Annotated in this window: 28 protein-coding genes; 17 read left to right on the forward strand and 11 right to left on the reverse strand. The window is 66.1% G+C overall.

The window, feature by feature from the left end:
• Positions 1–77: 77 nt before the first annotated feature.
• From FLQ44_RS03845 to FLQ44_RS03865, 5 genes are read right to left on the reverse strand one after another with little or no spacing between them, the layout of a single operon-like run.
• On the reverse strand, positions 78–827 hold the full coding sequence (locus FLQ44_RS03845; RefSeq protein ID WP_147693136.1) for a proteasome-type protease: 750 nt from the start codon (positions 825–827) through the stop codon (positions 78–80).
• Positions 827–1618 (reverse strand): transglutaminase family protein, encoded by a 792-nt coding sequence (locus FLQ44_RS03850; protein ID WP_147693137.1) that lies wholly within the window; start codon positions 1616–1618, stop codon positions 827–829. Before FLQ44_RS03850 ends, FLQ44_RS03845 begins: the two co-directional genes overlap by 1 nt.
• Positions 1615–2136 (reverse strand): arsinothricin resistance N-acetyltransferase ArsN1 family B, encoded by a 522-nt coding sequence (locus FLQ44_RS03855; RefSeq protein ID WP_147693138.1) that lies wholly within the window; start codon positions 2134–2136, stop codon positions 1615–1617. The genes FLQ44_RS03850 and FLQ44_RS03855 overlap by 4 nt, the downstream gene beginning before the upstream one ends.
• Positions 2133–3056, reverse strand: a complete 924-nt coding sequence (locus FLQ44_RS03860) for an alpha-E domain-containing protein (RefSeq protein WP_147693139.1) — start codon at positions 3054–3056, stop codon at positions 2133–2135. The genes FLQ44_RS03855 and FLQ44_RS03860 overlap by 4 nt, the downstream gene beginning before the upstream one ends.
• A complete protein-coding gene (locus tag FLQ44_RS03865) occupies positions 3053–4486 on the reverse strand; it encodes a circularly permuted type 2 ATP-grasp protein (protein ID WP_147693140.1) in 1434 nt (477 codons plus the stop codon). Before FLQ44_RS03865 ends, FLQ44_RS03860 begins: the two co-directional genes overlap by 4 nt.
• Before the next feature lie 323 nt (positions 4487–4809).
• Between FLQ44_RS03865 and FLQ44_RS03870 the strand changes: the two genes are divergently transcribed.
• The 3 genes from FLQ44_RS03870 (at position 4810) to FLQ44_RS03880 (ending at position 8755) form a co-directional block, all read left to right on the forward strand.
• Entirely contained in the window at positions 4810–6321 is a 1512-nt protein-coding gene (locus FLQ44_RS03870; RefSeq protein WP_170252760.1) for a GGDEF domain-containing protein, read from the forward strand.
• A 158-nt stretch (positions 6322–6479) separates the two neighbouring features.
• Positions 6480–7226: an SDR family NAD(P)-dependent oxidoreductase gene (locus tag FLQ44_RS03875; RefSeq protein ID WP_147693142.1), complete on the forward strand. Its 747-nt coding sequence runs from the start codon at positions 6480–6482 to the stop codon at positions 7224–7226.
• Positions 7223–8755 (forward strand): FAD-binding domain-containing protein, encoded by a 1533-nt coding sequence (locus FLQ44_RS03880; RefSeq protein ID WP_147693143.1) that lies wholly within the window; start codon positions 7223–7225, stop codon positions 8753–8755. Before FLQ44_RS03875 ends, FLQ44_RS03880 begins: the two co-directional genes overlap by 4 nt.
• An 88-nt stretch (positions 8756–8843) precedes the next feature.
• Here the strand turns inward: FLQ44_RS03880 and FLQ44_RS03885 are convergent, their stop codons facing one another.
• A complete protein-coding gene (locus tag FLQ44_RS03885; RefSeq protein WP_147693144.1) occupies positions 8844–9446 on the reverse strand; it encodes an FMN-dependent NADH-azoreductase in 603 nt (200 codons plus the stop codon).
• A gap of 121 nt (positions 9447–9567) precedes the next feature.
• Between FLQ44_RS03885 and FLQ44_RS03890 the strand changes: the two genes are divergently transcribed.
• The 4 genes from FLQ44_RS03890 (at position 9568) to FLQ44_RS03905 (ending at position 12880) form a co-directional block, all read left to right on the forward strand.
• Entirely contained in the window at positions 9568–10506 is a 939-nt protein-coding gene (locus FLQ44_RS03890) for a LysR substrate-binding domain-containing protein (protein ID WP_147693314.1), read from the forward strand.
• A 42-nt stretch (positions 10507–10548) separates the two neighbouring features.
• A complete protein-coding gene (locus FLQ44_RS03895; RefSeq protein ID WP_017507755.1) occupies positions 10549–10698 on the forward strand; it encodes a DUF2256 domain-containing protein in 150 nt (49 codons plus the stop codon).
• Positions 10695–11972: a DASH family cryptochrome gene (locus FLQ44_RS03900; protein ID WP_147693145.1), complete on the forward strand. Its 1278-nt coding sequence runs from the start codon at positions 10695–10697 to the stop codon at positions 11970–11972. Before FLQ44_RS03895 ends, FLQ44_RS03900 begins: the two co-directional genes overlap by 4 nt.
• Positions 11973–12088: 116 nt before the next feature.
• A complete protein-coding gene (locus FLQ44_RS03905) occupies positions 12089–12880 on the forward strand; it encodes a DinB family protein (protein ID WP_147693146.1) in 792 nt (263 codons plus the stop codon).
• 30 nt (positions 12881–12910) lie between these two features.
• Here the strand turns inward: FLQ44_RS03905 and thiE are convergent, their stop codons facing one another.
• Together thiE and thiD are read right to left on the reverse strand one after the other, a co-directional pair.
• Positions 12911–13519, reverse strand: a complete 609-nt coding sequence (gene thiE, locus FLQ44_RS03910; RefSeq protein WP_147693147.1) for a thiamine phosphate synthase — start codon at positions 13517–13519, stop codon at positions 12911–12913.
• Positions 13516–14370: a bifunctional hydroxymethylpyrimidine kinase/phosphomethylpyrimidine kinase gene (thiD, locus tag FLQ44_RS03915; RefSeq protein ID WP_147693148.1), complete on the reverse strand. Its 855-nt coding sequence runs from the start codon at positions 14368–14370 to the stop codon at positions 13516–13518. Before thiD ends, thiE begins: the two co-directional genes overlap by 4 nt.
• A gap of 113 nt (positions 14371–14483) precedes the next feature.
• Here thiD and FLQ44_RS03920 point away from each other — a divergent pair, with 113 nt between their 5' ends.
• The 6 genes from FLQ44_RS03920 to FLQ44_RS03945 are packed head-to-tail and all read left to right on the forward strand — an operon-like array spanning position 14484 to position 17125.
• A complete protein-coding gene (locus FLQ44_RS03920; RefSeq protein WP_026107757.1) occupies positions 14484–14648 on the forward strand; it encodes a rubredoxin in 165 nt (54 codons plus the stop codon).
• Positions 14649–14677: 29 nt separating this feature from the next.
• Positions 14678–15487: a M48 family metallopeptidase gene (locus FLQ44_RS03925; protein WP_147693149.1), complete on the forward strand. Its 810-nt coding sequence runs from the start codon at positions 14678–14680 to the stop codon at positions 15485–15487.
• Between the two features lie 13 nt (positions 15488–15500).
• A complete protein-coding gene (locus tag FLQ44_RS03930) occupies positions 15501–15851 on the forward strand; it encodes an MmcQ/YjbR family DNA-binding protein (protein WP_147693150.1) in 351 nt (116 codons plus the stop codon).
• Between the two features lie 2 nt (positions 15852–15853).
• Positions 15854–16270, forward strand: a complete 417-nt coding sequence (locus FLQ44_RS03935) for a CopD family protein (RefSeq protein ID WP_147693151.1) — start codon at positions 15854–15856, stop codon at positions 16268–16270.
• A complete protein-coding gene (locus tag FLQ44_RS03940) occupies positions 16270–16680 on the forward strand; it encodes a DVU_2496 family lipoprotein (protein WP_147693152.1) in 411 nt (136 codons plus the stop codon). Before FLQ44_RS03935 ends, FLQ44_RS03940 begins: the two co-directional genes overlap by 1 nt.
• Positions 16664–17125, forward strand: coding sequence for a CYTH domain-containing protein (locus FLQ44_RS03945; protein WP_147693153.1), 462 nt, complete (start codon positions 16664–16666; stop codon positions 17123–17125). The genes FLQ44_RS03940 and FLQ44_RS03945 overlap by 17 nt, the downstream gene beginning before the upstream one ends.
• Positions 17126–17171: 46 nt before the next feature.
• On the opposite strand, the gene FLQ44_RS03950 is transcribed toward FLQ44_RS03945, so the two are convergent.
• Positions 17172–18056, reverse strand: coding sequence for a LysR substrate-binding domain-containing protein (locus tag FLQ44_RS03950; RefSeq protein ID WP_147693154.1), 885 nt, complete (start codon positions 18054–18056; stop codon positions 17172–17174).
• 100 nt (positions 18057–18156) lie between these two features.
• On the opposite strand from FLQ44_RS03950, the gene FLQ44_RS03955 reads away from it, so the two are divergent.
• Positions 18157–18567 (forward strand): EamA family transporter, encoded by a 411-nt coding sequence (locus FLQ44_RS03955; RefSeq protein WP_147693155.1) that lies wholly within the window; start codon positions 18157–18159, stop codon positions 18565–18567.
• Positions 18568–18717: 150 nt separating this feature from the next.
• On the opposite strand, the gene FLQ44_RS03960 is transcribed toward FLQ44_RS03955, so the two are convergent.
• Both FLQ44_RS03960 and FLQ44_RS23505 read right to left on the reverse strand, forming a co-directional pair.
• Positions 18718–19086, reverse strand: a complete 369-nt coding sequence (locus FLQ44_RS03960) for a type II toxin-antitoxin system death-on-curing family toxin (RefSeq protein WP_147693156.1) — start codon at positions 19084–19086, stop codon at positions 18718–18720.
• Positions 19083–19250 carry a hypothetical protein gene (locus FLQ44_RS23505; RefSeq protein ID WP_170252762.1) on the reverse strand — a complete coding sequence of 56 codons (168 nt, stop codon included), beginning with the start codon at positions 19248–19250 and terminating at the stop codon, positions 19083–19085. The genes FLQ44_RS03960 and FLQ44_RS23505 overlap by 4 nt, the downstream gene beginning before the upstream one ends.
• Positions 19251–19380: 130 nt before the next feature.
• Between FLQ44_RS23505 and FLQ44_RS03965 the strand changes: the two genes are divergently transcribed.
• The 3 genes from FLQ44_RS03965 (at position 19381) to FLQ44_RS03975 (ending at position 25647) form a co-directional block, all read left to right on the forward strand.
• Complete coding sequence (locus FLQ44_RS03965) at positions 19381–19713, forward strand: thioredoxin family protein (RefSeq protein ID WP_147693157.1); 333 nt, start codon at positions 19381–19383, stop codon at positions 19711–19713.
• A gap of 263 nt (positions 19714–19976) precedes the next feature.
• Positions 19977–21254: a glutamate-1-semialdehyde 2,1-aminomutase gene (hemL, locus tag FLQ44_RS03970; protein WP_147693158.1), complete on the forward strand. Its 1278-nt coding sequence runs from the start codon at positions 19977–19979 to the stop codon at positions 21252–21254.
• Between the two features lie 262 nt (positions 21255–21516).
• Positions 21517–25647 (forward strand): DEAD/DEAH box helicase, encoded by a 4131-nt coding sequence (locus FLQ44_RS03975; protein WP_147693159.1) that lies wholly within the window; start codon positions 21517–21519, stop codon positions 25645–25647.
• The last annotated feature ends 262 nt before the right edge of the window (positions 25648–25909 follow it).

Consider the following 25909-nt stretch of genomic DNA (forward strand, 5'->3'; position numbering starts at 1 on the left):
CCAACGTTGGCCGCAGCAGTATACAAACAAGGGCAAGCCGTATGGCTTGCCCTTGTGCATGGTGGCACCGCGCAGGCTTAGTCTGGGCCGTCGCCGTCCTTGAACCACAGCGCATCCGGCAGCTGGCCGAACACCTCGCGCAGGCCCTCGCCCCAGCCCTGGCGTAGCTGCAGGAAATACGGGTCGTCTTCCGTCACGCGGTGGCGTGGCGGAAAACGGAAGTCGTCACGCGGCTGCCACAGCAGGTCGATAGGCAGGCCTACCGACAGGTTGGAGCGGATGGTGGAGTCGAACGAGATCAGCGTGCACTTGATGGCTTGCGCCAGCGGCGTGCCGTGGCGGATAACGCGGTCGATGATGGGTTTGCCGTATTTGGCCTCGCCTATCTGCAGATATGGCGTGTCCGGCGTGGCCTCGATAAAGTTGCCCTGCGGGTAGATCTGGAACAGCCGCGGCGCTTCGCCGCGGATCTGCCCGCCCACCAGAAAGCTGCAGCTGTAGTCCACGCCCTGGCTTTGCGTATAGCCGCTGCCGTCGCGCGCCAGTACTTCGCGGATGGTGGCGCCCACCAGCTCCGCGGCTTCGTACAGGTTTTTTACCGTGTGCAGGTTGGCCGCATCGTGCGTCAGCCGGCTTTTCAGCAGGCTGACCACGCTTTGTGTGGTGGCCAGGTTACCTGCATTCAGCAGCACGATCTGGCGCTCGCCAGGCAGGCTGAATACATTCATTTTGCGGAACGTGGCCACGTGGTCCACCCCCGCGTTAGTGCGTGAATCGGAGGCAAAAATCAGCCCCTCGTCCAGCACCATGCCTACACAATACGTCATTACTGATCGGCCTCCGATACCCTGGCGTGTGTTTGCAGGGCTTCGCTGCCGCCGCCGCGGCGCACGCCGCGTACCGGGCTGGCGTCGCTGTAGTCCAGCCCCACGGCCAGTTTCAGGTGGTGGCGGTCGGGCTGCTGGCGGTTGCTGATATCGAAGCCCAGCCAGCTGTCTGCCGCGTAGACCTCGGCCCAGGCGTGGCTGGCCACGTGGGTGTCACGGTCGCTGAGCAGATAGCCGCTGACATAGCGCGCCGGCAGCCCCAGGCTGCGGCACGCCGCGATAAAGACATGGCTGTGATCCTGACACACCCCGGCGCCCAGTGCCAGTGCCTGGGCGGCGGTGGTGCCGGTGTGGGTGATGTCGGTGGTGTAGGGCATGGCGTCTGCCACCGCGTGCATCAGCGCCGTCAGCCCGGCCAGCGGGTTGGCCGCAATGGCGTCGGCGTGCGCTGCCGCCAGGGCGCGGATGGCGTCGCTGGCTTCGGTCAGCGGGCTGTCGCGCAGGAAGACCGGCGCCGGCAGCGTTTCTGGCTGCTCGGCCCAGCCATCGCTGGTTTCTACTACGCCACGGGCTTTCAGGCGGATTTCGCTATGCGGGGTATCCAGCGTCAGCACGTGCAGGATATTGCCAAAGGCGTCTACGCCCTCGCTGGCCACGCCTGGCAGGTCCAGCTGCCAGCTGATGATGTGCTGGTGGCCGCTGTTGCCGGGGGTCAGGCGCAGGTACTGGGTGCTATGGCTGACGATGTCGTCGTAGCGATAGACCGTTTCGTGGTCGATGGTCAGTTTCATGATGCCTCCACGAGATCGCGGGTAAGGGGGAGTTGCCAGTAGGCCACGTCCAGCCAGCGGCCGAACTTGCGGCCAACCTGTTCGAAATGGGCTACCTGCCGGAAGCCCAGCGCACGGTGCAGGCCGTCGCTGGCGGGGTTGGGCTGGGCCACGCCGCCAATCACGGTGTGCAGGCCCAGCATGGCCAGGCGGCGGATCAGCTCGCGGTACAGCAGCTTGCCCACGCCCTGGCCTACGGTGGCCTGGCGCATGTAGATGCTGCTTTCCACGGCGTGGCGGTAGGCCGGGCGGGCGCGCCAGCGCGTGGCGTAGGCGTAGCCCAGCATGTCGCCGCTGGCTTCGGCCACCAGCCACGGCAGGCCCTGCGCCTGGGTGCTGGCGATGCGTTCGGCCATATCGCTGACGGCCACCGGTTTTTCCTCGAACGAGATGGTGGTGTACTCGATGTAGGGGTTGTAGATGGCGCAGATGGCCGCGGCGTCGTCCGGCGTGGCCTCGCGGATGCATAGCTCGCTCATGCGGCCTCCAGGTAGGCACCGTGAATGGCGTCGCCCAGGCCGTGAATCTGGCTGAGGAACTGGGTGAGGTAGGTGTGCAGGCCGTCATCCAGAATGCTGTCGATCTGCCCGTAGCTCATTTCGGCGTGCAAGGTGGCGGCCAGCCGTTTGGCGCGGTGGCCGGTGTCGCCCTTGATGCGCGGCAGCAGCTCGGCGATTTCGTCCACGCAGGCACGCAGCGAGCGCGGTACGTCGGGGCGCAGGATCAACAGCTCGGCCACGCGGCGCGAGCTGAGGGTGTCGCGGTACAGCTCGTGGTAGGCCTCGAAGGCACCCAGCGAGCGCAGCAGCGCGCCCCACAGGTAGAAGTCGGTTGCGCTGTCTTCTGCCTCGTTGCCCACCAGGTGCGACTTCACGTTGATCAGCCGTGCGGTGTTGTCGGCGCGCTCCATGAAGGTACCCAGGCGCACGAAAGAGAACGCGTCGTTGCGCTGTATGGTGCCGTAGGTGGTGCCGCGAAACAGGTGCGAGCGCTCTTTTACCCAGTCGAAGAAACCGGCCAGCGGGCGGCCATCCAGCGCCATATAGCGTGCTTCCAGCCAGGTGGCGTTGATGCTTTCCCACATTTCGCCGGTGATCTTGCCGCGCACGGCGTGGGCATTCTCGCGGGCAAATTTCAGGCAATTCACGATGCTGGCAGGGTTGGCCGCATCAAATGTCATGAAGTGCATCACGTCGCTGGCGTAAAGCTGCGGGTGGCGGGCGCGGCAGGCTTCCAGCGCGCCGGTGGTGGCCAGCGCGGCGCTAATGTCGCTGCCGCCGCGCGACTGTGGCAGCAAGGACAGGCTGTGGGTCACATCCAGCAGGCGCGCCAGGTTTTCGGCGCGTTCCATATAACGGCTCATCCAGTACAGCTGGGATGCGGTGCGCGAGAGCATCATGATTGGTCCTCCAGAATCCAGGTGTCCTTGGTGCCGCCGCCTTGCGACGAATTCACCACCAGCGAGCCTTCTTTCAGTGCCACACGGGTCAGGCCGCCGGCCACCATGGTGATGTCACGCCCGGACAGCACAAAGGGGCGCAGGTCGATGTGGCGCGGCGCAATGCCGGATTCCACAAAAGTGGGGCAGGACGACAGGCACAGCGTGGGCTGGGCAATGTAGTTACTGGGGTCGGCAATAATGCGTTGGCGGAAGTCTTCGATCTCGGCGCTGCTGGCGGCCGGGCCGATCAGCATGCCGTAGCCGCCGGCGCCGTGGACTTCTTTCACTACCAGCTCGTGCAGGTTGTTCAGCACGTGGTCCAGCTCAGCCGGGCGGCGGCACATCCAGGTGGGTACGTTTTGCAGCAGCGGCTCTTCGGACAGGTAAAAGCGGATCATGTCCGGCACGTAGGGGTAGATGGACTTGTCGTCGGCGACACCGGTGCCGATGGCGTTGGCCAGGATCACGCCGCCGGCGCGGTACACCGACAGCAGGCCCGGCACGCCCAGCATGCTGTCGCCGCGGAAGGCCAGCGGGTCCAGGAAGGCGTCGTCGATGCGGCGGTAGATCACGTCTACCTGCTTGTTGCCGGCGGTGGTGCGCATGTACACGCGGTTGTTCTTCACAAACATGTCCTGCCCTTCCACCAGCTCCACGCCCATTTGCTGCGCCAGGAAGGCGTGCTCGAAATAGGCGCTGTTGTGGTGGCCGGGGGTCATCACCACCACGGTGGGGTTATCTACCGCGCTGGCGTGGCGCAGGGTGTTCAGCAGCAGCGTGGGGTAGTGCTGTACCGGCGCTACCGCGTGGCTGGCAAACAGCTCGGGGAACAGCCGCATCATCATCTTGCGGTTTTCCAGCATGTAGGACACGCCGGACGGCACGCGCAGGTTGTCTTCCAGCACGTAGAAGTTGCCGTCGCTATGGCGGATCACGTCCACGCCGGTGATGTGCGCGTAGATGCGGTGCGGCAGGTCCAGACCCTGCATGGCCGGCTGGTACTGGCTATTGGAAAACACCTGCTCGGCGGGAATCAGCCCGGCTTTCACAATGTGCTGTTCGTGGTAGATGTCGTGCAGGAAGGCGTTCAGTGCGGTAACGCGCTGGCGCATGCCGGCTTCCAGTGTCTGCCAGTCGCTGGCGGGGATGATGCGCGGCACGGTATCGAACGGGATCAGCCGCTCGGCGCCGGAGTCGTCGCCGTACACGGCAAAGGTAATGCCCACGCGGTGGAACATCAGGTCGGCCTCGGCGCGCTTGCGCGCCAGGGTTTCGGGCGGCTGCGAGTGCAGCCAGCGGGCAAAGTCGCGGTAGTGCGGGCGGATGCCGCCGCTGTCGAGCAGCATCTCGTCGTAGTGGCCGGACTCGGGTAGGGTCAGGGCATGCATGGCACTCTCCTGCGGTAGATGTCTTGTATTGAACAGCAAGCCCTGTGCCAGTGCGCAACGGGGGGTGTACGGGTGCTTTTGCCCCGAAATGACGCATGGAAAAGCACCTTTGCAGGGTGTGCTTCATGCTGGTGCAATATGCCCCCGATTGGCCCATGATATGGCTGGCGGGCGGCGCTTGCCGTGTCATATTCGCAAGTCGTATATTGCGAACTTCGACTTATCGAATTAAGCCTATGGGCCCCGCTCCTTCAGATGTTCCCACCCCGCCACCGCCAGGTACGGCCGCGGCAGGGTGCTACCAGCCGCTACCGCTGGCTGTGTTGAGCGAGGCCGCTGGCCGCCCCCGCTGGCAGCTGGTATCGGCTTGGCTACTCTCGCTCGTGGCTAGCCTGTGGCTAGGCGTGATGCAGCTTGATGGTGGCTGGTATGGCTTTCAGATACACGCTGGCGAGCTGTCTTTTGTGCTGAGCATTTATCCGCCGCTGACGATCAGTACGCTGTGGGTGCTGTGTATCGGCTATGCCTGGGGGGCATCGCTAGCCTACCTTACCACCTTCATGGTGGGCATGTTGTCCGGTTTGCCGGTGGGCTGGGCGCTGGTGTTTGCCTTTGCCAACCCGCTGGGCTTGCTGGTGATGGCGCAGGTTTACCAGCATGTGCAAGTCAGCTATCTGCCGCGCACCCTGCCCGCGCTGATGTTTTTTATCACCATCAGCTTCATTTCCGGCATTGCCAGCGCCACCGGCTCGTTTATCTGGAGCTACTACAACGACTTGTCTGCGCTGGGGGCGTTTCAGGCCTGGCAGGGCTGGTGGGCGGGTAACTTTCTGCAAACCGTTGTCACGTGCGGGCCATTGCTGTTGCTACTGGCGCCACAGCTGATGCGCTGGCGCCAGCAACACTGGCCCCGTTTTGGCCAGGCACCCGCCATGGGCCAGCGCTGGGCGTGGCTGGTGGCGCTCTTGTCGCTGGCGGGGGTCATTGCCTTTTTGTGGTTGTCGTTCATGCTGGCAGACCGCAGTGTCATGGCCTTGCCCGGTAGTAGTGCGCAGCAGTGGCAACAGCGTGCCATGCTGTACCGCGATTCGGCCATGTCGGTGTACTGGGTCATGTCCGTGTTGCTGTTTGCCATGGTGTTTCTGGGTTACCGCTTTTTTACCCAGCGCACGCTGCAGTTACGCCAGGCCGCCGAGCGGGTGGCCTACGAGCGCGATCTGGCCCTGCGCCGCCAGGGCGAGGCCGAGGTGGCGCGTAATGCCTTGCATCAGCTCAACCAGGAGCTGGCAGCCCGCATTCGCGAAGTAGAGCTGCTGCAAGCGCAGCTACGCGAACAGGCCATGCGCGACCCGCTTACCGGCCTGCACAACCGCCGTTACCTGCATCAGCGTTTGCCCGCTTTGCTGTTGTCGGCACAAACCGCCGGCCCGCAGCTGTGCGTGGTGCTGCTGGACCTGGACCATTTCAAGCGGGTAAACGACCAGCATGGCCACGCCACTGGTGACGCGGTATTGCGGCACTTTGCCGCCCTGCTGCTGGCGGCGGTACGCCCTGCCGACGGGGTGGTGCGCTACGGTGGCGAGGAGTTCTTGCTGCTACTGCGCGGCTACCCTACAGAGCAGGTCGATGCCTTGCTGCGCGGCTTGCAGGCTGCTTTTGCTGCCAGCAGCTTTGCGGTACCTGCCGGGCAGCTAAGCGGGCTGAGTTTTTCCGCCGGCATCACCTTTGGCGGCAGTGTGCACGATAGCCAGGACGCTTTGCTGCAGCAGGCGGACGACGCGCTATACCAGGCCAAGGCAGCCGGGCGGCACACCTGGCGGCAGTACCGGCCTTAGACCTGGGCCTGCGGCCCACTTGCCCCTGCCCTGCTGCTGGCGGCCAACCGTCGCACGCGGGTAGCGCAGCCATAAATGCGGGCTTGTTCAGGCAGCCATATCGATTCATGGCATTTCTGTATATGATTTGTATTGGACAAATCATATAGGTCATGGCCATGCAAACCATCTGGATTACCGGCGCCAGCGGCGCTATCGGCAGCGCGCTGGCTCGGCGGCTATCGCCTGGCCACCGTCTGGTACTGAGCGCACGGCGCGAGCCCGAGCTGGCGGCGCTGGCCGCCAGCCTGCCCGGCGAGGTACTGCTGCGGCCACTGGATACGCTGGACGCCACCGCGGTGCGCGACACGGTGGCAGGGTTGGCCGCAGACGGCGTGGCGCTGACCGGCCTGGCCCACTGCGTGGGCAGCACGCTGATCCGCCCGCTGCACCTGACCGCCGAAGACGACGCCTGGCAGCTGATGCAGCACAACTGGCTCAGCGCCGTGCATGTGCTCAAAGCCTTTGTCGCCGCGGCGCTCAAGCACAAGCAGCCCGCCAGCGCGGTGCTGGTGGGCTCGCTGGTGGCGCAGGCCGGCTTTCCCAACCACGAGGCCATCGCTAGCGCCAAGGCGGCGGTAGCGGCACTGGCACAAAGCACCGCCGCCAGCTATGCCGAGCGCGGTATCCGCGTGAACTGCGTGCACCCGGGGCTGACGGTATCGGCGCTGTCGGCACGGCTTACCGGCACGCCGGAAGCCATCGCCCGCAACGCGCAGGCCAACCCGATGCAGCGCGTGGGCCAGGGTGACGACACCGCCGCGCTGATCGCCTTTCTGCTGTCGCCCGAGGCCGGCTGGATGACCGGCCAGAATATCGGTGTAGATGGCGGCCACGGCGTGATTCACCCCCTGCCCAAGGCATGAGCTATAGCGTTGTCTGGTTCAAGCGCGACCTGCGCCTGGCCGACCACGCCCCGCTGTGCGCCGCCGCCGCGCGCGGCCCCGTGTTATGCCTGTACGTGGTGGAGCCGGGGCTGTGGCAGCAGCCGGACGCCTCGGCGCGGCAGTACCATTTCTTGCGCGAAAGCCTGCACGACCTGGCCGCCCAGCTGCGCGAGCGCGGCCTGCGCCTGTACGTGGCGGTGGGCGAGCTGGCCGAGGTGCTCACGCAGCTGCACGCGCAGGCCCCGTTTGACGCGCTGTTTGCCCACGAGGAAACCGGCAACGACTTTACCTACCGCCGCGATATCGCCGTGGCGCGCTGGTGTGCGGCCAACCGTGTGCACTGGCGCGAGTGGCCACAGTTTGGCGTGGTGCGCGGCCGCCTGAACCGCGACCACTGGCAGCCGCAGTGGGAAACCCTGATGGCCGCCCCGCTGCTGCCGGTGCCGCCGCTGCAGCAAGCTGCCCTCAGCTGGCCGCCGGTGCACCTGCCGGGTGCGGCGGCAATGGGCTTGGGCGATGGCGATGCCCCCGCCCGGCAGCCCGGTGGCCGCCAGGCGGCGCTGGCGGTGCTGGATGATTTTCTGCTGGATCGCGCGGCGCGCTACCGTGGTGGTATTTCGTCGCCGCTGTCTGCCCCCACGGCCTGCTCGCGTTTGTCGCCGTATCTGGCGCTGGGCTGCCTGTCGATGCGCGAGGTGGTGCAAGCCAGCCGCGCCACCCTGGCGCAGCTACACGGTGACGCCACGGCCAGCCGCCGCGTGGCGGGCATTCGCGCCTTTATCAGCCGCCTGTACTGGCACTGCCATTTCATCCAGAAGCTGGAAAGCGAGCCGGCGCTGGAATGGCGCAACCTGCACCGCGGCTACGACGGACTGCGTGAAAACGACTGGGACGAGGCGCGTTTTGCCGCCTGGCGCGACGGGCGCACCGGCTGGCCGCTGGTGGACGCCTGCATCGCCATGCTGCGCCACACCGGCTGGCTGAACTTTCGCATGCGCGCCATGCTGGTGTCGGTGGCCGCTTACCCGCTGTGGCTGCACTGGCGGCCGGTGGGGCTGTGGCTGGCGCAGCAGTTTGTCGATTACGAGCCGGGCATCCACTGGAGCCAGCTGCAGATGCAGTCCGGCACCACCGGCATCAACGTGCCGCGCATCTACAACCCGCTGAAGCAGGCGCGCGAGCACGATCCGCACGGCCGCTTTGTGCGGCAGTGGCTGCCACCGCTGCGCCGGGTGCCCGACGTGTGGCTGTTCGAGCCGTGGCGCATGCCGCCCGATATCCAGGCGCGCTGCGGCGTGCAGGTTGGCCGCGACATCCCGCAGCCGCTGGTGGACGTAGAAGCCGCCACCCGCGAGGCCAAGGCGCGGCTGTTTGCGCTGCGTGCCCGGCCCGAGGTGCGCGCCGGCAAGGCCGCCATTGTGACGCGGCACGGCTCGCGCAAGCGCGGTGCAGCCGGTGGCCGCCGCCAGCCGCCGGCCACGCCCGGCCAGCTGAGCCTGGACTGGTAGCGTGCGCGCCGCCCGGTTGGCCGCCCGCACAAAACAACACGGCCGCGCCCTGTTGCCAGGGGCGGCCGTGTCGGTTAGCGCAAAATGCTTAAGCAGCAGCGATGGCGGCTTCGGCAGCGGCCAGGGCGGCAGCCTTGGCGTCCGGGCCCATGGCCACGCCTTCAGCGCGCACGAAGGACACGTCGGTAATGCCCAGGAAGCCCAGCACGGTCTTCAGGTAGTCTTCCTGGAAGTCCATCTGCTGGCCTTGCTCGTTGCTGTACACGCCGCCACGGGCCGATACCACGTACACCTTTTTGCCGCCGGCCAGGCCGACCGGGCCGGTTTCGGTGTACTTGAAGGTGCGGCCGGCCACGGCCACGCGGTCGATCCACGCTTTCAGCTGCGACGGCACGCCAAAGTTGTACATCGGGGCGCCGATCACCAGCACGTCGGCGGCCAGGAATTCGGCGATCAGCGCGTCGCTGCGGGCGGCTTCGGCTTGCTGCAGCGCGCTCCAGTCGGCTTTGTCGGTAAAGGCAGCGCCCAGGATTTCGCCGGACAGGTGCGGAATCTCGTTGGCGGCCAGGTCGTGGTAGGTCACCTGCGCGTCGGCGTGGCGGGCGGTCAGGCTGCTGACCAGCGCCTGGGTCAGGCCGCGGGATACCGAGTTGGTGGCGAGGATGCTGGAATCGAGGTGCAGGATGTTCATGGTGCGGCTCTGTTGGGGGTGTGTGCCGCACGCTGCGGCGATGTGTGTACTGTAAATCTGCTACCAATCGCGCACTAGACCGCTAGAATCGGATTCATTGTTCCACTGGCGAGACAATGTGATGCAAGACCTGAACGATTTGCTGTTTTTTGCCAAGGTCGTCGAGCACGGCGGCTTCAACGCTGCCAGCCGTCAGCTGGGCGTGCCCAAGTCGCGGCTGTCGCGGCGCGTGGCCGAGCTGGAAGCGCGCATCGGCGTGCGTCTGCTACAGCGCACCACGCGCCGGCTGGCGCTGACCGACGTGGGCGCGCAGTACTACCGCCACTGCCAGGCCATGCTGGCCGAGGCCGAGGCGGCCGAAGAAACCATCGCCCGCCACACCGCCGAGCCGCGCGGCCTGGTGCGCGTGAGCTGCCCGGAGCTGCTGGCCAAGACCCTGCTGGCGCCGCTGCTGCCGGCTTTCATGGCGCGCTACCCGCAGGTGCGCATCACGCTGGAAGTCACCGGCCGCCGCGTGGACCTGATCAACGACGGCATCGACGTGGCGCTGCGCGTACGGCAGCGGCTGGACGACAGCGCCAGCATCGTGGCGCGGCCGCTGGCGCAAAGCGAAAGCGCGCTGGTCGCCAGCCCGGCGCTGATTGCGGCGCAGGGTTGGCCGCAACACCCGGCCGCCCTCACCGCCTGGCCGGCGCTGGTGATGAGCCGCCCCGACGGCCGTGGCGAATGGCCGCTACTGGACGAAGTGGGTCAGCTCACCCGGCTGGACATCGCCGAGCCACGGCTGATGAGCGACGACCTGCTGGTGCTGCGCGAAGCCGCCATCGCCGGCTGCGGCGTGGCGCTGCTGCCGCTGATGGTGTGCCACGATGCGCTGGCCGACGGCCGCCTGCAGCGTGTGCTGCCCGGCTACCGCACGCCGGATGGCATCCTGCATGCCGCGTTTCCCGGGCGCCGCCACCTGATACCGGCGGTGCGTTGTTTTATCGATTTTCTGGTGGAGGCCATACCGCCGCAGCTGGCGCGTTGCGAAACGCACGGCTTGCCGCTGCCCGGCTGAGCAAGCACAGCCCGCGCCGCCACCGTTGCAAGGAGAGCAAGCATGAAAATGCGCAAGAAAGCCGACCTGCCCAGCAAGGTGTGCGCCGCCTGTGGCCGCCCGTTTAGCTGGCGCAAAAAATGGCAGGCCGTGTGGGACGAGGTGAAGTACTGCTCCGACCGCTGCCGCCACACGCGGCGGAGCGCGTCATGAGCGCCGTACTGTACTGGTTCCGCCACGACCTGCGCCTGGGCGACAACCCGGCGCTGTGCCAGGCGCTGGCGCAGGCCGACACCCTGCTGCCGGTGGTGTGTCTCGATGACGGCTGGCAGCCGCACTCGCCGTGGCCGTTTGCCCGCCTGTCGCCCGCGCGGCAGCGGGTGCGTGCCGACGCCCTCGCTGCGCTGGATGCCGCCCTGCAGGCGCGGGGCAGCCGCTTGCTGGTGCTGCACGGCGCGCCGCAGCAGGTGTTGCCGCCGCTATTGGCGCGCCACGGCCTGCAGCGCATCGTGGCCGAGGACATCGCCGCGCCCGAGGAGCAAGCGCAGGTGGCCGCCTTGCGCCAGGCCGGGCTATCAGTAGACACCGTGTGGCAGAGCACGCTGCTGGACCCGGCCAGCCTGCCGTTTGCCCCCGCCGCGCTACCGGCCAGCTTTACCGCCTTTCGCCAGCGGGTAGAGGCCGCCGCGGTACGCCCGCCCGCACCGTTGGCCGCACCGGCACAGTTCCCCCCGCCACCGGCCGGCGTGGACTGGCAGCCGCTGCCGCACGCCACCGCCGAGCCCGACCCGCGCAGCAGCCTGCCCTGGCACCTGCCCGCTGCCCACGCAGGTGAAGCGGCCGGCCTAGCGCATCTGCAGCAATACCTGGCGCGTGACCTGCCGCGCACCTACAAAGCCACCCGCAACGGCCTGATCGGGCGGGATTACTCCAGTAAATGGTCGTTGTGGCTGGCACTGGGCAGTGTGTCGGCGCGCACGCTGTACGCCGCGCTGCAGGGCTACGAGGCGCAGCACGGCGCCAGCGACGGCAGCTACTGGCTGTGGTTCGAGCTGCTGTGGCGCGATTACTTCCGCCTGCTGCACCGGCAGTACGGTGCCCGGCTGTACCGTGGCAGCGGCCTGCACGGCCAGCCGCCGGCGCCGATGGACAGCGCGGCGTTTGCGCGCTGGTGCCAGGGCTGCACCGGCCATACTTTTATCGATGCCGGCATGCGCGAGCTGGCCGCCAGCGGCTATCTGTCCAACCGCCTGCGCCAGAACGTGGCCAGTTATCTGATTCACGACCTGGGCGGCGACTGGCGCGCTGGTGCGGCGTGGTTCGAGTCGCAGCTGGTGGATTACGACGTGTACAGCAACCAGGGCAACTGGCTGTATCTGGCCGGGCGCGGTACCGACCCGCGCGGCAGCCGCCGCTTCAACCCCGACAAGCAAGCCGCCGACTACGACGCCGACGGCGCCTATCGCCGGCTGTGGGGCACGCGCTAGCCGCTGCGGCCAACCTTGGGCACTGGCAATAAAACCACAGCCTGACGCCCTGGCGCTTGCCGTGGCGATACGAGGAAAGTAATGTATCAAAACGATACGTTACTTAAAGGGCTGTTATGCACAACCGCTTTGACCAGTTTCGCCAGATTGCACTGGGCCGCCAGCTGGAGGCGCTGATCGACCACCCGCAGCGCTACACCGAATACGCCGTGTTGTCGCGTGCCGGCCTGCCCGCCGTCACCGCCATCGTGCACACGCTGCAGCGCTGCTTTCCCGAGCTGGACGCCGACCAGAGCGCGCGCCAGTTTTGCGGCGCCATGGTGGGCGAGGTCATGCGCCGCCACGGGCACGCGCTGCTGCGGCCGCGTGGCCGCGTGCCGGGCGGCTACTTTAGCTATGGCGCGGTGTGGTCGCCGCTGCCGGTGGCGCGCGATTTTGCCACCCTGCTGGCCGAGCTGGCTGCCATGCCGCAGCGCGTGGCCGACAAGCTGGCGGCGATACCGGCAGCGCGGCGCGGCGAGCGCCCCGCCGGCACGGCCTTTAGCGCACTGGAGCACGCCTGCCACCTGCGCGACCTGGACCGCGACGCTTTTCTGCCGCGCATCCACGCCATGCTGGCCAGCCCGCTGGCCGAGCTGCACGGCGTGAACGGTAGCGAATGGGCGCAGCAGCGCGGCTATCAGCAACAGGACTTTGCCGCCGCGCTGGCCGGCTTTGCTGCGGCGCGGGCGGCGTTACTGGCGCGGCTGCAAGCGTGCGGCGAGGCCGAGCAGGCACGGGTAGCGGTATGGGAAGGCCAGCGCCGGCTGACGCTGGCCGAGCTGGTGGCCGACATGGCCGACCACGACGCGACGCACGGGCTGGAAATCGACGAGCTGCTGCTGGCGCTGGACGGCGTGGCGGTGTGAGGCGGCGCGGCCAACGTTGGCCGCACCCGATCAGGAATACAGCGCGGCCAGGGTGGCGGCGCGTTCGGCGATGCCGTCGCCGTCGAACAGGCTGCCGATGACGGCAATGGCGTCGGCACCCGCCGCCACGACCTGGCCGGCGTTGGCGGGGCTGATGCCGCCGATGGCCACACGCGGTACGCCCAGGCTGGCGGCGTCGGCAAACAGCGACAGCGGCGCGTGCACGGCGCCGGGCTTGGTGCCGGAGGCAAACACGGCACCAAAGGCCACGTAGCTGGCGCCGGCGGCCACGGCGCTGCGCGCCAGGTCCAGGCTGTTGTAGCAGCTGGCGCCGATGATGGCACCGTCGCCCAGGCGGGCGCGGGCGGCGGCGATGGCGTCGTCGTCGCGCCCCAGGTGCACGCCGTCGGCACGGATGGCTTCGGCCAGGGCGACGTCGTCGTTCACGATAAACAGCGCGCCGCGGCTTTGCGCCAGGCTTTTCAGGATATTGGCTTGCCACAGGCGGCGCACGGCGTCGCTGCCTTTGTTACGGTACTGCAGGATGCGTGCGCCGCCGTCCAGCGCGGCGCTGACTTGCTCGATAAGCTGTTCGCTGTTGTCGGTATCGGGGGTAATGGCGTACAGGCCGCGGATCATGGTGTATCGGTGTCCTTGTTATCGTCTTCGCTGGCGTCGTCGTTGGCCCAGAACAGGCGGTCGGGAATGTACTGGCCCATGCCGGGGCGAAAGCCGTAGCGCAGCGCCTGCCAGGTGAAATCCTGTGCTTCTTTTACCGCCTCGGGCACGGCCAGGCCGCGTGCCACCAGGCCGGCAATGGCCGACGCGAGCGTGCAGCCGGAGCCGTGGAAGCTGCCGTTCAGCCGTGGCCAGGTGTCGGCGCGAATCTCGCCGGCCAGGTCGTACAGGCGGTTTTCCACGTCGCGCGTGGCTTCGTGGGTACCGGTGATGAACACGTAGTCGCAGCCCAGGCGGGTAAGGCGCTTGGCGCAGTCGGCAATGCTGAGGCTTTCTTCGTCTTCGTCCTCGTTGGCCGCCAGCCGGCGTGCTTCCACGCTATTGGGCGTGAGCACGGTAACTTGCGGCAGCAGCACGTCGCGCAGCACGTGGATCAGCTCTTCGCGCGATAGCTCGTCGCCACGGCCGCTGGCCAGTACCGGGTCGTAGATCAGCGGGATGTCGGGGTAGTCGCTGGCCAGCTCGGCAATGGCCACGGCGTTGTCGATGCTGCCTATCATGCCCACCTTGAACGCCGCTACCGGCATGTCTTCCAGCACGGCGCGGGCTTGGTCCAGCACCCATTCGTCGTCGATTACCATGAAATCCTGCACCCCGCGCGTATCCTGCACGGTAATGGCGGTAATCACCGATAAAGGGTGGCAGCCCATGCTGGCCAGGGTAAGGATATCGGCCTGGATGCCGGCGCCACCGGTAGGGTCAGACCCGGCCAGGGTCAGCACGATGGGGGGGAGCGGGTTGTCAGGGCTCAAGGCTTGACCTCTTTTCTTGCAGCTGGATTTACAATAGGGGCAATGCGGTGTGCCGCGCGGCGATTGTAACGCGCCCCCCATGACTTCATATTACTCTTTCAAAGGCTAACGCTATGCAAACCTGGATGTGTCTGATCTGCGGCTTTATCTACGACGAAGCGGCAGGCCGCCCCGAAGACGGTATCGCGCCGGGTACCAAGTGGGAAGACGTGCCCATGAACTGGACCTGCCCCGATTGTGACGCCCGCAAGGACGACTTTGAAATGATGGCTTTCTGAGCCCTCTGCAAGCTGAAAGGCAAACCACCATGAACAAGCTGGCTACCCGTACCGCTACCGCCCTGCTTCTGGCTGCTACGCTGGCAGGCTGTGTCAACACTACTTCCAGCGGCGAGGTAGGCGTCAAGCGCAAACAGTTCGTCCTGCTGTCGTCGCAAGAGGTAGACCAGCAGTCTGCCCTGGCCTATAGCCAGGAGCTGGCCAAGGCCAAACAGGCTGGCGCGCTGAATGCCAATGCGGCCACCACGCGCCGTGTGCGCGCCATTTCCGACCGCCTGATCCGCCAGGTAGGTGCCTTCCGCCTGGACGCCATGAAATGGCAGTGGGAGGTAAACGTGGCCAGCGTGGACGAGCTGAACGCCTACTGCATGGCCGGCGGCAAGATCATGGTGTACACCGGCCTGATCGACCAGCTGAAAGCTACTGACGACGAGCTGGCCACGGTGATTGGCCACGAGATTGCCCACGCCCTGCGCGAACACAGCCGCGAAGGCATGAGCGAGGCCTACGCCAAGCAAGCCGGCCTGAATATCGTGGGTCAGCTGGCCGGGCTGTCGCAGACATCCATGCAGTTGGCCGCACTGGCCACCGACGTGGCGCTGTCCAAGCCGCATAGCCGCGTGATGGAAACCGAAGCCGACACCATTGGCCTGGAGCTGATGGCACGTGCCGGTTACAACCCGCAGGCCTCGGTATCGCTGTGGCAAAAGATGAAGCAAGCCGGTGGCGCTAGCGGCCCGAGCTTTATGTCTACGCACCCGTCGGGCGACGCGCGTATTGGCGAGCTGCAACGCCTGATCCCTAAAGTTATGCCGCTGTACCAGGCCGCCAAGCGTTAATAAAGCGTTTCACGTGAAACTTACCCCCGCCCGGCTGGCCGAACTGCAAGCTTGTGCGCTGGCGCTACCCGGTGCCCGCCGCGAGCTGCTGTGGGACGGCGTGACGGTACTGAAGGTGGAAGGCAAGATGTTTGCCACCTTCGTGGCCGACGCGCTGGCCTATAAGGTAGCCGATGCTGATTTTCTGGCGCTATCCGGCCTGCCCGGCGTGCGCCCGGCCCCCTATCTGGCGCGGGCGCACTGGATCAGCGTCGCCAGTACCGAGGCGCTGATCGTGGCCGATTTGCAGGCAGGGTTGGCCGCATCGCACCGGCTGGTGCTTTCCAAACTCCCCAAGAAAGTACGCACCGCGTACGGACTGTGACCATGGCCTACTTGTATATCAAGGCGTTTCACCTGTTTTTTGTCATCTCGTGGTTTGCCGGCCTGTTTTACCTGCCGCGCCTGTTTGTGAACCTGGCCATGGCCGCGCCAGGTGCCGAGTACGACCGCCTGCTGCTGATGTCGCACAAGCTGCTGCGTTTCATGACCCCGCTGGGCGTGCTGGCCATGGCGCTGGGCCTGGTACTGTGGCTGGGCTACGGCGTAAGCGGTGGCTGGCTGCACGCCAAGCTCACACTGGTGGCCGGCCTGATTGCCTACCACGGCTACTGTTTCAAGCTGCAGCGCGACTTTATCGCCCGGCAAAACACGCGCAGCCACGTGTGGTTCCGCTTCTTTAACGAGCTGCCGGTGCTGGTGCTGCTGGCGGTGCTGATTCTTGTGATCGTGAAACCGTTCTGATGAAACTGCTGCTCCCCGTAATACTGGCCACCCTGCTGGCCGGCTGCCAGCGCGACGACTGTACCGACGGCGTGTTCGTGCTGTCTGGCACTGACTGGGGCGATACCCCGGCGGCCACCACCGCTGCCCTGCCCGGCAAGCTGTTACCCGGCCAGGTACCACCCGGCCTGCAGCGCGCCAGCGACGGCCACTACCCCGGCACCAAGGCGTACTGCAGCGTGATTGCTGCGCGCAGCGACTACAGCGATGCGCTCAAAGGCGGCCGCCTGCAGCCGGGCCAGCCCTGGCATGTGTACCGGCTGGACGCCCGTTGGCCGCAAGACGTCTACCCTTACCGCGAGGCCGACTGGCGCCTGAAAGCCCCGGCCCGCCCCATCAAGAAAGAGGAATCCCATGGCAGTGGAAATTGAACGCCGTTACCGCGTAAACGGTGAGGCCTGGCGTGGCCTGGCCGAAGGCATGCGCTACCGGCAGGGTTACCTGTCGGTAGAAAAAGAACGCACCGTGCGCGTGCGCGTGGTGGGCGACCAGGCCTGGCTCACGCTGAAAGGCCAGATCAGCGAGATCAGCCGCCACGAGTTCGAGTACCCCATTCCGCTAGCCGAGGCGCAAACCATCATGGATGCCATGTGCCCGATGGTGGTGGACAAGCTGCGCTACCGCATCGAGATGGCCGGCTTTGTGTGGGAAGTGGACGAGTTCTTCGGCGAAAACGCCGGTTTGGTGCTGGCCGAGATCGAGCTGCCGTCGGAAGACACCGCATTCGACAAACCGGCCTGGCTGGGCGAAGAAGTTACCTTCGACGGCCGCTTTACCAACGCCTACCTGTCAAAGAATCCGTTTAGCCGCTGGTAAGCGGCTTCGGCAAACTGGCCGCCACCCCTGTGGGCTGGCGGCTTTTTCATGCCTGCTGTACGGGCAAGGGTTGGCCGATAGTGGCCAAGGCGCGGCCAAATAGCGCCGCCAGCGCGCGCGCCTGCGGGTGCTGGCTGCCCGGCGGCCGGTATACCGCCAGCGGCACGGTACCCAGCGCCGGCAGGCGCGGGTGGCGCAGCACGATGCTGTCTGGCGGCGCGGTGTCCGGCAGCAGGCCGGCCACGCCCAGGCCCGCGCGTACCGCCGCCTGTACCGCCGGCAGGCTGGCGCTTTCAAACACGATGCGCCACGGCTGGCCGGCCTGGTCCAGCGCCGCAAGCATGCGGTCGCGCCAGCTGCACGGCGGAGCAAACATCACCAGCGGCAGCGCGCCATCCGGCAGCGTGAAATAGCGGTCGGCGTACCAGTGCAGCGGGCAGCCGTGGGTTTCGTCGGCCACCACCGCCGCCGGCTGCTGCGGTAGTGGGGTGCACACCATGATATCCAGCTCGCCTTGCGCCAGCGCCGGGAACAGCCCCTTGCTCAGCCCCAGCTGCACCGATAGCCGCAGGCCGGGCTGATGCGCGGCGAAATCGGCCAGCACCTGCGGTAGGCAGCTACCGGCCAGGTCTTCCAGCAGGCCGATGCGCAGCGGCGCGCTGTCGTCGTCGGCGCTGGTGTAGTGGCCGGTCATGCCGTCGGTCAGCGCCAGCAGGCGGCGGGCGTGCGGCAGCAGGCGCTCGCCGGCGGCGGTCAGCACCACGCCGCGCGTGCTGCGCTGTAGCAGGCTATTGCCCAGTAGCTGCTCCAGCTTGCGCAGCTGCAGGCTCAGCGCAGGCTGGGTCTTGTTCAGCTGTTGCGCGGCGCGGTTGATGCTGCCGTGGTTCACGATGCTGACAAAGCTGCGCAGCAGGCTGGTGTCGAGGTCCATGGTTATAAGCCTTGCTTATGATTGTGCTCGAAAATGGCAGTCTACCTATAGCCAGGGTTGGCCGCTAGCATGGGTCATCATCCCTTTACCGGAGCGCACCATGTATCTGGCTGCCCTGTTGCTGGCCGTTGCCGGCTCGATTGTTTATCACCTGTCCATCAAGCAGATCCCGGCCGGGATCAACCCTTTCCTGACGCTGGCCATCAGCTACGGCCTGGCCATGCTGGTATGCCTGGCGGCCCTGCCTTTTGTCGCCGGCAGCCGCCAGCTGGGCGCGCTGGACTGGAGCAGCGCCGGCGTGGCGCTGGGCATTCTCGGTATCGAGCTGGGCTTTTTGCTGGCTTACCGTGCGGGGGGCAGTATGGGCGTGGCCGGGCTGAGCAGCACGGCGCTGAGTACCTTGCTATTGCTGCCGCTGGGTTACTGGCTATTCCGCGAAACCCTGTCCTGGCCACGGCTGGCCGGTGCCGGGCTGAGTTTGACGGGCTTGTGGCTGATGCTGCAGAAATAAGCCGCAGCCTTGGGCTACGATTAGCCTGCCTTGGGGTGAGAGCGGTAACGCTGAGGTAGGTGAAATATTTGTCCGTACAGTATGGACGAACTGGTTGTCGGGTAAGTGTCCCTGGCTGGGCATCGAGATTGGCAAGCGGCTTTTTCTTGCTCAGCTGCAGGCTAGTGAATAGAGCAGATCGGCCATGGTTTCAGGTTCGAGCGCCCCTGATGCGACATCTACCATGATGTCCTCCAGCTTCTGGCTGCGTATCAGCTCTATACCTTGTAGGTCTAGATACGTCAGTGCCGTCACCAAGGCGGTACGTTTGTTGGCGTCGTTAAAACAGTGCCCGCGAGCCAAGGCTTCTGCATAAAGCGCGGCAATACTGAATACATCATTAACGCCTTGGTACAGAATTTTGTTGTCGATGCGTGCCAGCGCGCCTTCTAGCTTGCCGGGCTCTGGCATGCCGATCAAGCCTGGCTCTTCTGCCAGGATGGCATCGTGAATCTCGATGACAAGCTGCGGTGTGATCATCGGTCCGCCAGTGCTTTAATGACCTTCTTATGGCGGCTAATAACCCGTTTGGCAGCGGTTTTTACCAAACGTGAGCCATCCTCGTTGGCCAAGGGAATGGCGACTGGTTTGACTGGCTGGGTGCGTTCTTTTACCCGGATACCATATGAATTAGAAGTTTTCATTTTTCCTCGGCTATAGCTCGTTAGCGTGCTTTGATTGTCGTAGCCTGGCGTGTCTTGCACAAGCTGTGTTTGGTTTTGTTCCGAGCCTGTCTGTGATGTACTGTGCATTAGCCATTTGCGGAGCCCTGCCATGCCCTACCTCGCTACCTATTCCCCCGATGCCCCCGAGCGCGCCGCGCTGGACGCCCTGCCCGGCCCTGTTTTGCTGGAGTTTGGTGCCGGCTGGTGCCCGCATTGCCAGGCGGCGCAGCCGGCTATCGAGTTGCTGCTGCAACAGGTGCCGCAGTGGCAGCACGTGAAGGTAGAAGACGGTGCTGGTCGCCGCCTGGGTCGTACCTTCCGCGTGAAGCTGTGGCCCACGCTGATCCTGCTGCACGGTGGTGTGGAGCTGGGCCGTGTGGTGCGGCCAACCTCTATGGCCGAGCTGGCACCGCTGCTGGCCTTGCTGCCCGCAGCGGGCTAGGCCGCCAGCGCGCCGAACGCTGCGTTTCTGCCCGGTGGTGGCCTTGCGCGCCGATTTGCCGGACAATCCTGCCCTTGATAACAGACGCCCGTTGCAGGGCGCGGCGCCGCCATGGCCACAACTGTGCTGCGGCGGCTGGATACAGGTCAACGCCCGCGCCGCGACGTTGCCGTATCCTGACCGACAGGATTTTGCCGGGTAGCGTGCGCTGCCCGATGCCCCATTAGCCCGTGCGGCGTGTGACGCCGCCAGAAAGGAATACGATGTCCCGCAATCTCGAGCTGTTTGAACGTGGCAAGCAGGTAATCCCCGGCGGCGTGAATTCGCCGGTGCGTGCCTTTGGTCAGGTAGGTGGTACGCCGCGTTTTGTGAAGCGCGCCGAAGGGGCCTACTTCTGGGACGCCGACGACAAGCAGTACCTGGACTACGTGGGCAGCTGGGGCCCGGCCATCCTGGGCCACGCCCACCCCGAGGTGGTGAAGGCGGTGCAGGATGCGGCGGTGGGCGGCTTGTCTTTTGGCGCGCCGACCGAAGGCGAGATCGAGATCGCCGAGGAAATCTGCAAGCTGCTGCCGTCGGTACAGCAGGTGCGCCTGGTGAGCTCGGGTACCGAAGCCACCATGAGCGCCATCCGCCTGGCGCGTGGCTTTACCGGCCGCGACCTGATCGTGAAATTCGAAGGCTGCTACCACGGCCACTCCGATAGCCTGCTGGTAAAAGCCGGCTCCGGTCTGCTGACCTTTGGCAACCCGTCGTCCGGCGGCGTACCGGCCGACTGCACCAAGCACACGCTGGTGCTGCAGTACAACGACGTGCAGCAGCTGGCCGACACCTTCAAGGAGCTGGGCGACAAGATTGCCTGCGTGATCCTGGAGCCGATCGCCGGCAACATGAACCTGATCAAGCCGTCGGCCGAGTTTGTGCAGGCACTGCGCAGCCTCACCGAGCAGCACGGTGCGGTGCTGATTTACGACGAGGTGATGACCGGCTTCCGCGTGGGCCTGCAGTGCGCGCAAGGCCTGCATGGCATTACCCCCGACCTCACCACCCTGGGCAAGGTCGTGGGCGGCGGCATGCCGCTGGCGGCGTTTGGTGGCCGCGCCGACATCATGGCCAAGATCGCCCCGCTGGGTAATGTGTACCAGGCTGGTACGCTGTCGGGTAACCCGCTGTCGGTGGCCGCGGGCCTGGCCACGCTGCGCCTGATCCAGCAGCCGGGTTTCCACGACACCCTGGGCCAGCGTAGCGCCAGGTTGGCCGCAGGCCTGGCCGACGCGGCCCGCGCCGCCGGTGTGCCGATGACCACCGACAGCGTCGGCGGCATGTTCGGCTTTTACTTTAGCGACCGCGTGCCCACCAGCTACGCCGAAGCCACGCAGTGCGATATCCCGCGCTTCAAGGCGTTTTTCCACGCCATGCTGGAAGAAGGCGTGTACCTGGCACCGTCCGCTTACGAAGCCGGCTTTACCTCGATTGCCCACACTGATGCGCTGATCGACGACACCGTCGCCGCCGCCGGCCGCGCCCTGGCACGTATCTGATCGCTACCCCGCGCCCTGGCGCCACACCCAAACACCCCGCCCTGTCTCAGCGCGGGGTGTTTGTTTTGCTGCACTGCGCATTGGCCGTGGCAGGCCGCCCGCGCTTGCCGTAGTATTACGGGTTTGTCTAACCCGCAGGCGTGGCTGCACCTTGGCCGCCGTGCCTGTTTAATTTGAATAATGGCTGAATAAAACAGCGCGGCCCGAATACTGCCTTTACCGGCAGGCCGCCGGTTTTGCCGCCATTGTTTATCAGGCTTACATGACTGCGCTTTCCACCGACTTTACGCTGGACACCCTGCCCGCCCACACCATGGCCGTGCTGCACGCGCTGGCCCTGCTGCCCTCGGGCGAGTCCAAGGCGGCGCTGCTGGCCCTGCTGCAGCTGAACCTGATCCGCGACGAACACGGCAAAGCCGTCAATGGCGACAAGCTGGGGGTGATCCTGGGCGACCTGGAGCACCGCGGTGCCATTGTGCGTACCGCCGGCCTGCCCTACCGCATTGCCCCGCCCGCCCGTAACGCCGTGCTGCTGCAGCTGATGGGCGAACAAGGCGAGCTGTCGGCCTGGGCCGAGCTGCTGTGCGAGCACCTGCCGCTACCGCGTAACCAGTGGGACGTACCCACCGCCACCGCTATCCAGCTGCGCCTGTGGCTGGCCATTTTGCAGGGCAAGGCCGAGCCTACCCAGCAGTGGCTGGCGCAGTACCAGCAGCTGATGCAGGCCGGTGGCGCCACCCCGCAGCCACCGTTCAAGCGCCTGTTTGCCAACGCGGCCGGCCGCCAGCTGTTCGACCGCCTGGACGACGACATCCAGGTGCTGCTGCTGCAAGACTACCTGCCCGACGCCAACTGGCGGCTGGATCACTTTGCCGAAGGCTACCGCTACGCGCTGTCGCGGCTGGACGACGGCTACCGCGACTGGGACGACCTCACTGCCCAGCTGCTGCTGCAGGGCGTCTGGCGTGCCGATTTCGAGCTGGTGCGCCAGCCCGGGGCCGAGGGCGACGGCCTGCCGGTAGCGCGCCTGTGCTACCTGCCGGTACTGCAAGGCCGTTTTGCCGAAGCGCTGTCCATGCTGGACGACTGGCTGGCCGACATCCGCGCGCAAACCAAAAAGCGCACCGTAGACCTGCCTGCCCCGCTGACCGCCTTTTACTGCCTGGCGCTGATCGGCAGCCAGGACAAGGCGCGCCAGCCGCAGCTCAAGCAGGCCATCGCCAGCGCCATCAAGCAGCGTTACGGCCATAGCTACTACGTGCTGCAGCATCTGCTGCTGCTGCAGGAAGGCGGCGCGCTATCGGCCAAACTGCAGCTGCCGGACGCCAGCGCCCTGTCGGGCATGGATGGCCTGCTGCTGGCCCTGGGTGCTTTCTGGCTGGATGTAAACCAGGCGCGTACCCCGGCCTGGCAGGCGGCGCTGGCCAGCTTCCGCGACCAGATGTTCGAAGAAGGCTATGTCTGGGTGGCCGAAGAGCTGGCCGCCCTGCTGGAACGCCAGTTTGGCGAACGCCGCGCCCACCCGCGCTGGCACGCCGAGCGTGGCCTGATACCGCTGGTGGCCGCCTACCAGCGCCAGGAAGCCTGGCAGCACGCGCTCAACGCGCTGAAGCTGCTGGGCGCCGGAAAATCCCCCGAAGGCAAGGCAAACGTGGATAGCAAACAAACCCGGCTGGCGTGGCTGCTCACGCTGGCCCCGCACGGCGCCCTGCTGGAGCCGCGCGAACAAAAGCTGGGGGCAAAGAGCCAGTGGAGCAAAGGCCGCGCCGTGGCGCTGCGCCGCCTGCTGGACGAGCCGGAAAGCTTTGATTACCTGCAAGAGCCAGACCGCCAGCTGCTGCGCTACATCCGCAGCCATCACGACCAGCACCACTATTCCAGCAACAGCGCCTGGGAGCTGGACGCCGAAAAGGCGCTGCCCTTCCTGGTAGGCCACCCGGCCATGTTCTGGGGTGACGCGCCCGACGTGCACATCGACGTGGTGGCCGGCAGCGTGGCGCTGCAGCTGCAAGAGCGCGACGGGCAGATCCGCCTGCGCCTGTCGCCGGCCAAGATCACCGCCGACAGCGAAGTGGTGTGGGAAAAAGACACCCCCACCCGGCTGATGGTGTACAGCGTGAGCCGCGAGGTGCGCCAGATCGCCGCCATTCTGGGGCGCGAGCTCACCGTGCCGGTAGCCGCCAAGGCGCAGCTGGTCGAAGCCGTGACCAGCATCGCCCCGCTGGTGCCCATCCATTCCGACCTGCCAGAGTTGGCCGCCAATGTGGACGCCGTGCCGGCCGACGGCACGCTGTACGCCCACCTGCTGCCGCTGGCGCAGGGCCTGCGCATGCAGCTCTTGGTGCGCCCGCTGCCTGGCGGTAGCTGGAGCCGCCCCGGCCAGGGCCTGGAAACCATCGTGGGCGAGCTGGACGGCCGCACCGTGCAGACCCAGCGCCGCCTGAAAGCCGAAAAAGCCGCGCTGCAAAAAGTGCTGGAAGCCTGTCCCGGCCTGGCTGCCGCCGAAAGCGACGGCCAGGAATGGCAGCTGCCGGACCCGCAAAGCGCCCTGCAAGTGCTGTCCGAGCTGCAGGCGCTGGACGCCAGCCTGCTGGCCTGCGTGTGGCCGGAAGGCGAACGCATGCGTATCAAGGGCCGCCGTGGCCTGCCGCAGCTGGCCATGGGCCTGAAACAGCAAGGTGACTGGTTCGTGCTGAACGGCCAGCTCAAGCTGGACGACGGCCGCGTGTTGCAGCTCAAGGAGCTGCTGGCGCTGGTGCAAAACCAGCCGGGCCGCTTCCTGCAGCTGGGCGACGAAGACTGGCTGGCGCTGACCGACGTGATGAAAAAACGCCTGGACGAGCTGGCGCTGCTGGCCGACCACGTGGGCAAGGACGGCGTATACCTGTCCGCCCTGAACGCCCCGCTGCTGGCCGAGCTGGCTGGCGAGGTGGGCGAGTTCGACGCCGACGACGCCTGGCAGCAACAGTTGGCCGCACTGGACAGCCTGCGCGACTACCAGCCGCAGGTGCCGTCCACGCTGCAAGCCACGCTGCGCGACTATCAGCAAGAAGGCTACGCCTGGATGTCGCGCCTGGCGCGCTGGGGCGTGGGCGCTTGCCTCGCCGACGATATGGGCCTGGGCAAGACCGTACAAACCCTGGCCCTGCTGCTGGAACGCGCACCGGATGGCCCGCAGCTGGTGGTGGCGCCGACCTCGGTAGCACTGAACTGGATCGCCGAAACCGCGCGCTTTGCCCCCACGCTGAAAGTGCGTGCCTACCAGCAGCAGCGCACGCTGGTGGGGCTGGACGCCATGGACCTGGTGATCGTCAGCTACGGCCTGCTGCAGCAAGACGCCGACGCCTTTGCCACCGTGCCGTGGCAAACCGTGGTGCTGGACGAGGCGCAAGCCATCAAGAATGCCGGCACTAAGCGCTCGCAAGCGGCCATGAACCTGCAGGCCGGCTTCCGCCTGGCCGCCAGCGGCACCCCGGTAGAAAACCACCTGGGCGAGCTGTGGAACCTGTTCCGCTTTGTGAACCCCGGCCTGCTGGGCAGCCAGGAGCGCTTTGCCCAGCGCTTTGCCACGCCGATAGAGCGCGGCGACAAAAACGCCCGCCGTGCGCTCAAGCAGCTGATCCAGCCGTTCATCCTGCGCCGTACCAAGACCCAGGTGCTGGACGAGCTGCCACCGCGTACCGAAATCACCCGCAAGGTACCGCTGTCTGCCGACGAGCTGCACCTGTACGAAGCCATGCGCCAGCAAGCGGTAGAAAAGCTGGACGAGCTGCAGGGCGAGGACGGCAAGCAGATGCAGGTGCTGGCCGAGATCACCCGCCTGCGCCGCTTCTGTTGCCACCCCAAGCTGGCCCTGCCGGAATCCACGCTGTCTGGCAGCAAGCTGGCCGCCTTTGCCGACATCGCCGACGAGCTGCTGCAAAACGGCCACAAAGCGCTGGTGTTCAGCCAGTTTGTCGACCACCTGGCGATCGTACGCCAGCTGCTGGACGAGCGCGGTGTGCGCTACCAGTACCTGGATGGTTCTACCCCGGCGCGCGAGCGCAAGGCGCGGGTGGATGCTTTCCAGAAAGGCGAAGGCGATATTTTCCTGATCAGCCTGAAAGCCGGCGGCACCGGCCTGAACCTGACCGCAGCCGACTACGTGATCCACCTGGACCCGTGGTGGAACCCGGCGGTGGAAGACCAGGCCAGCGACCGTGCCTACCGCATGGGCCAGCTGCGCCCGGTCACCATCTACCGCCTGGTGGCCGAGCACACCATCGAAGAACAGATCGTGGCGCTGCACCACGCCAAGCGCGATCTGGCCGACAGCTTGCTGTCCGGCGGCGATATCAGCGCCAAGCTGGATGCCGAGGCGCTGTTGGCACTGCTGAAAGGCGAGGCTGGCTAATAACGAAGTTGGCCAGGGTATAAGCTGGCTTGCCGATCACACCTACCGCTCATCCTCACGGATGGGCGGTATTTTTTTGCCCGTTACCCGGCGGCGTGGCTACCCCCGATACGAGGCAAGCACGGTGGCCAGGCAGTCACGAAATGGGCAGGCAGGCAACGCGAATACCCGCGAGGTTGGCCGCATTGTGTGACACCCGGTGTGGTAGCAGCGCCGCCAGTGGCCACGCTCCGCGTGGTATGCGGGCGAAAAATGCATGTAT

Source organism: Vogesella mureinivorans, assembly GCF_007644035.1.
In the GTDB taxonomy this organism is placed as follows: domain Bacteria; phylum Pseudomonadota; class Gammaproteobacteria; order Burkholderiales; family Chromobacteriaceae; genus Vogesella; species Vogesella mureinivorans.

Excerpts from the sequence above, each read along its gene's own strand:
- FLQ44_RS03845 (WP_147693136.1), bottom strand. The coding sequence starts at position 827 with ATGACGTATTGTGTAGGCATGGTGCTGGACGAGGGGCTGATTTTTGCC.
- FLQ44_RS03850 (WP_147693137.1), bottom strand. The coding sequence starts at position 1,618 with ATGAAACTGACCATCGACCACGAAACGGTCTATCGCTACGACGACATC.
- FLQ44_RS03855 (WP_147693138.1), bottom strand. The coding sequence starts at position 2,136 with ATGAGCGAGCTATGCATCCGCGAGGCCACGCCGGACGACGCCGCGGCC.
- FLQ44_RS03860 (WP_147693139.1), bottom strand. The coding sequence starts at position 3,056 with ATGATGCTCTCGCGCACCGCATCCCAGCTGTACTGGATGAGCCGTTAT.
- FLQ44_RS03865 (WP_147693140.1), bottom strand. The coding sequence starts at position 4,486 with ATGCATGCCCTGACCCTACCCGAGTCCGGCCACTACGACGAGATGCTG.
- FLQ44_RS03875 (WP_147693142.1), top strand. The coding sequence starts at position 6,480 with ATGCAAACCATCTGGATTACCGGCGCCAGCGGCGCTATCGGCAGCGCG.
- FLQ44_RS03880 (WP_147693143.1), top strand. The coding sequence starts at position 7,223 with ATGAGCTATAGCGTTGTCTGGTTCAAGCGCGACCTGCGCCTGGCCGAC.
- FLQ44_RS03885 (WP_147693144.1), bottom strand. The coding sequence starts at position 9,446 with ATGAACATCCTGCACCTCGATTCCAGCATCCTCGCCACCAACTCGGTA.
- FLQ44_RS03890 (WP_147693314.1), top strand. The coding sequence starts at position 9,568 with ATGCAAGACCTGAACGATTTGCTGTTTTTTGCCAAGGTCGTCGAGCAC.
- FLQ44_RS03895 (WP_017507755.1), top strand. The coding sequence starts at position 10,549 with ATGAAAATGCGCAAGAAAGCCGACCTGCCCAGCAAGGTGTGCGCCGCC.
- FLQ44_RS03900 (WP_147693145.1), top strand. The coding sequence starts at position 10,695 with ATGAGCGCCGTACTGTACTGGTTCCGCCACGACCTGCGCCTGGGCGAC.
- FLQ44_RS03905 (WP_147693146.1), top strand. The coding sequence starts at position 12,089 with ATGCACAACCGCTTTGACCAGTTTCGCCAGATTGCACTGGGCCGCCAG.
- thiE (WP_147693147.1), bottom strand. The coding sequence starts at position 13,519 with ATGATCCGCGGCCTGTACGCCATTACCCCCGATACCGACAACAGCGAA.
- FLQ44_RS03920 (WP_026107757.1), top strand. The coding sequence starts at position 14,484 with ATGCAAACCTGGATGTGTCTGATCTGCGGCTTTATCTACGACGAAGCG.
- FLQ44_RS03925 (WP_147693149.1), top strand. The coding sequence starts at position 14,678 with ATGAACAAGCTGGCTACCCGTACCGCTACCGCCCTGCTTCTGGCTGCT.
- FLQ44_RS03935 (WP_147693151.1), top strand. The coding sequence starts at position 15,854 with ATGGCCTACTTGTATATCAAGGCGTTTCACCTGTTTTTTGTCATCTCG.
- FLQ44_RS03940 (WP_147693152.1), top strand. The coding sequence starts at position 16,270 with ATGAAACTGCTGCTCCCCGTAATACTGGCCACCCTGCTGGCCGGCTGC.
- FLQ44_RS03945 (WP_147693153.1), top strand. The coding sequence starts at position 16,664 with ATGGCAGTGGAAATTGAACGCCGTTACCGCGTAAACGGTGAGGCCTGG.
- FLQ44_RS03950 (WP_147693154.1), bottom strand. The coding sequence starts at position 18,056 with ATGGACCTCGACACCAGCCTGCTGCGCAGCTTTGTCAGCATCGTGAAC.
- FLQ44_RS03955 (WP_147693155.1), top strand. The coding sequence starts at position 18,157 with ATGTATCTGGCTGCCCTGTTGCTGGCCGTTGCCGGCTCGATTGTTTAT.
- FLQ44_RS03960 (WP_147693156.1), bottom strand. The coding sequence starts at position 19,086 with ATGATCACACCGCAGCTTGTCATCGAGATTCACGATGCCATCCTGGCA.
- FLQ44_RS23505 (WP_170252762.1), bottom strand. The coding sequence starts at position 19,250 with ATGAAAACTTCTAATTCATATGGTATCCGGGTAAAAGAACGCACCCAG.
- FLQ44_RS03965 (WP_147693157.1), top strand. The coding sequence starts at position 19,381 with ATGCCCTACCTCGCTACCTATTCCCCCGATGCCCCCGAGCGCGCCGCG.
- hemL (WP_147693158.1), top strand. The coding sequence starts at position 19,977 with ATGTCCCGCAATCTCGAGCTGTTTGAACGTGGCAAGCAGGTAATCCCC.
- FLQ44_RS03975 (WP_147693159.1), top strand. The coding sequence starts at position 21,517 with ATGACTGCGCTTTCCACCGACTTTACGCTGGACACCCTGCCCGCCCAC.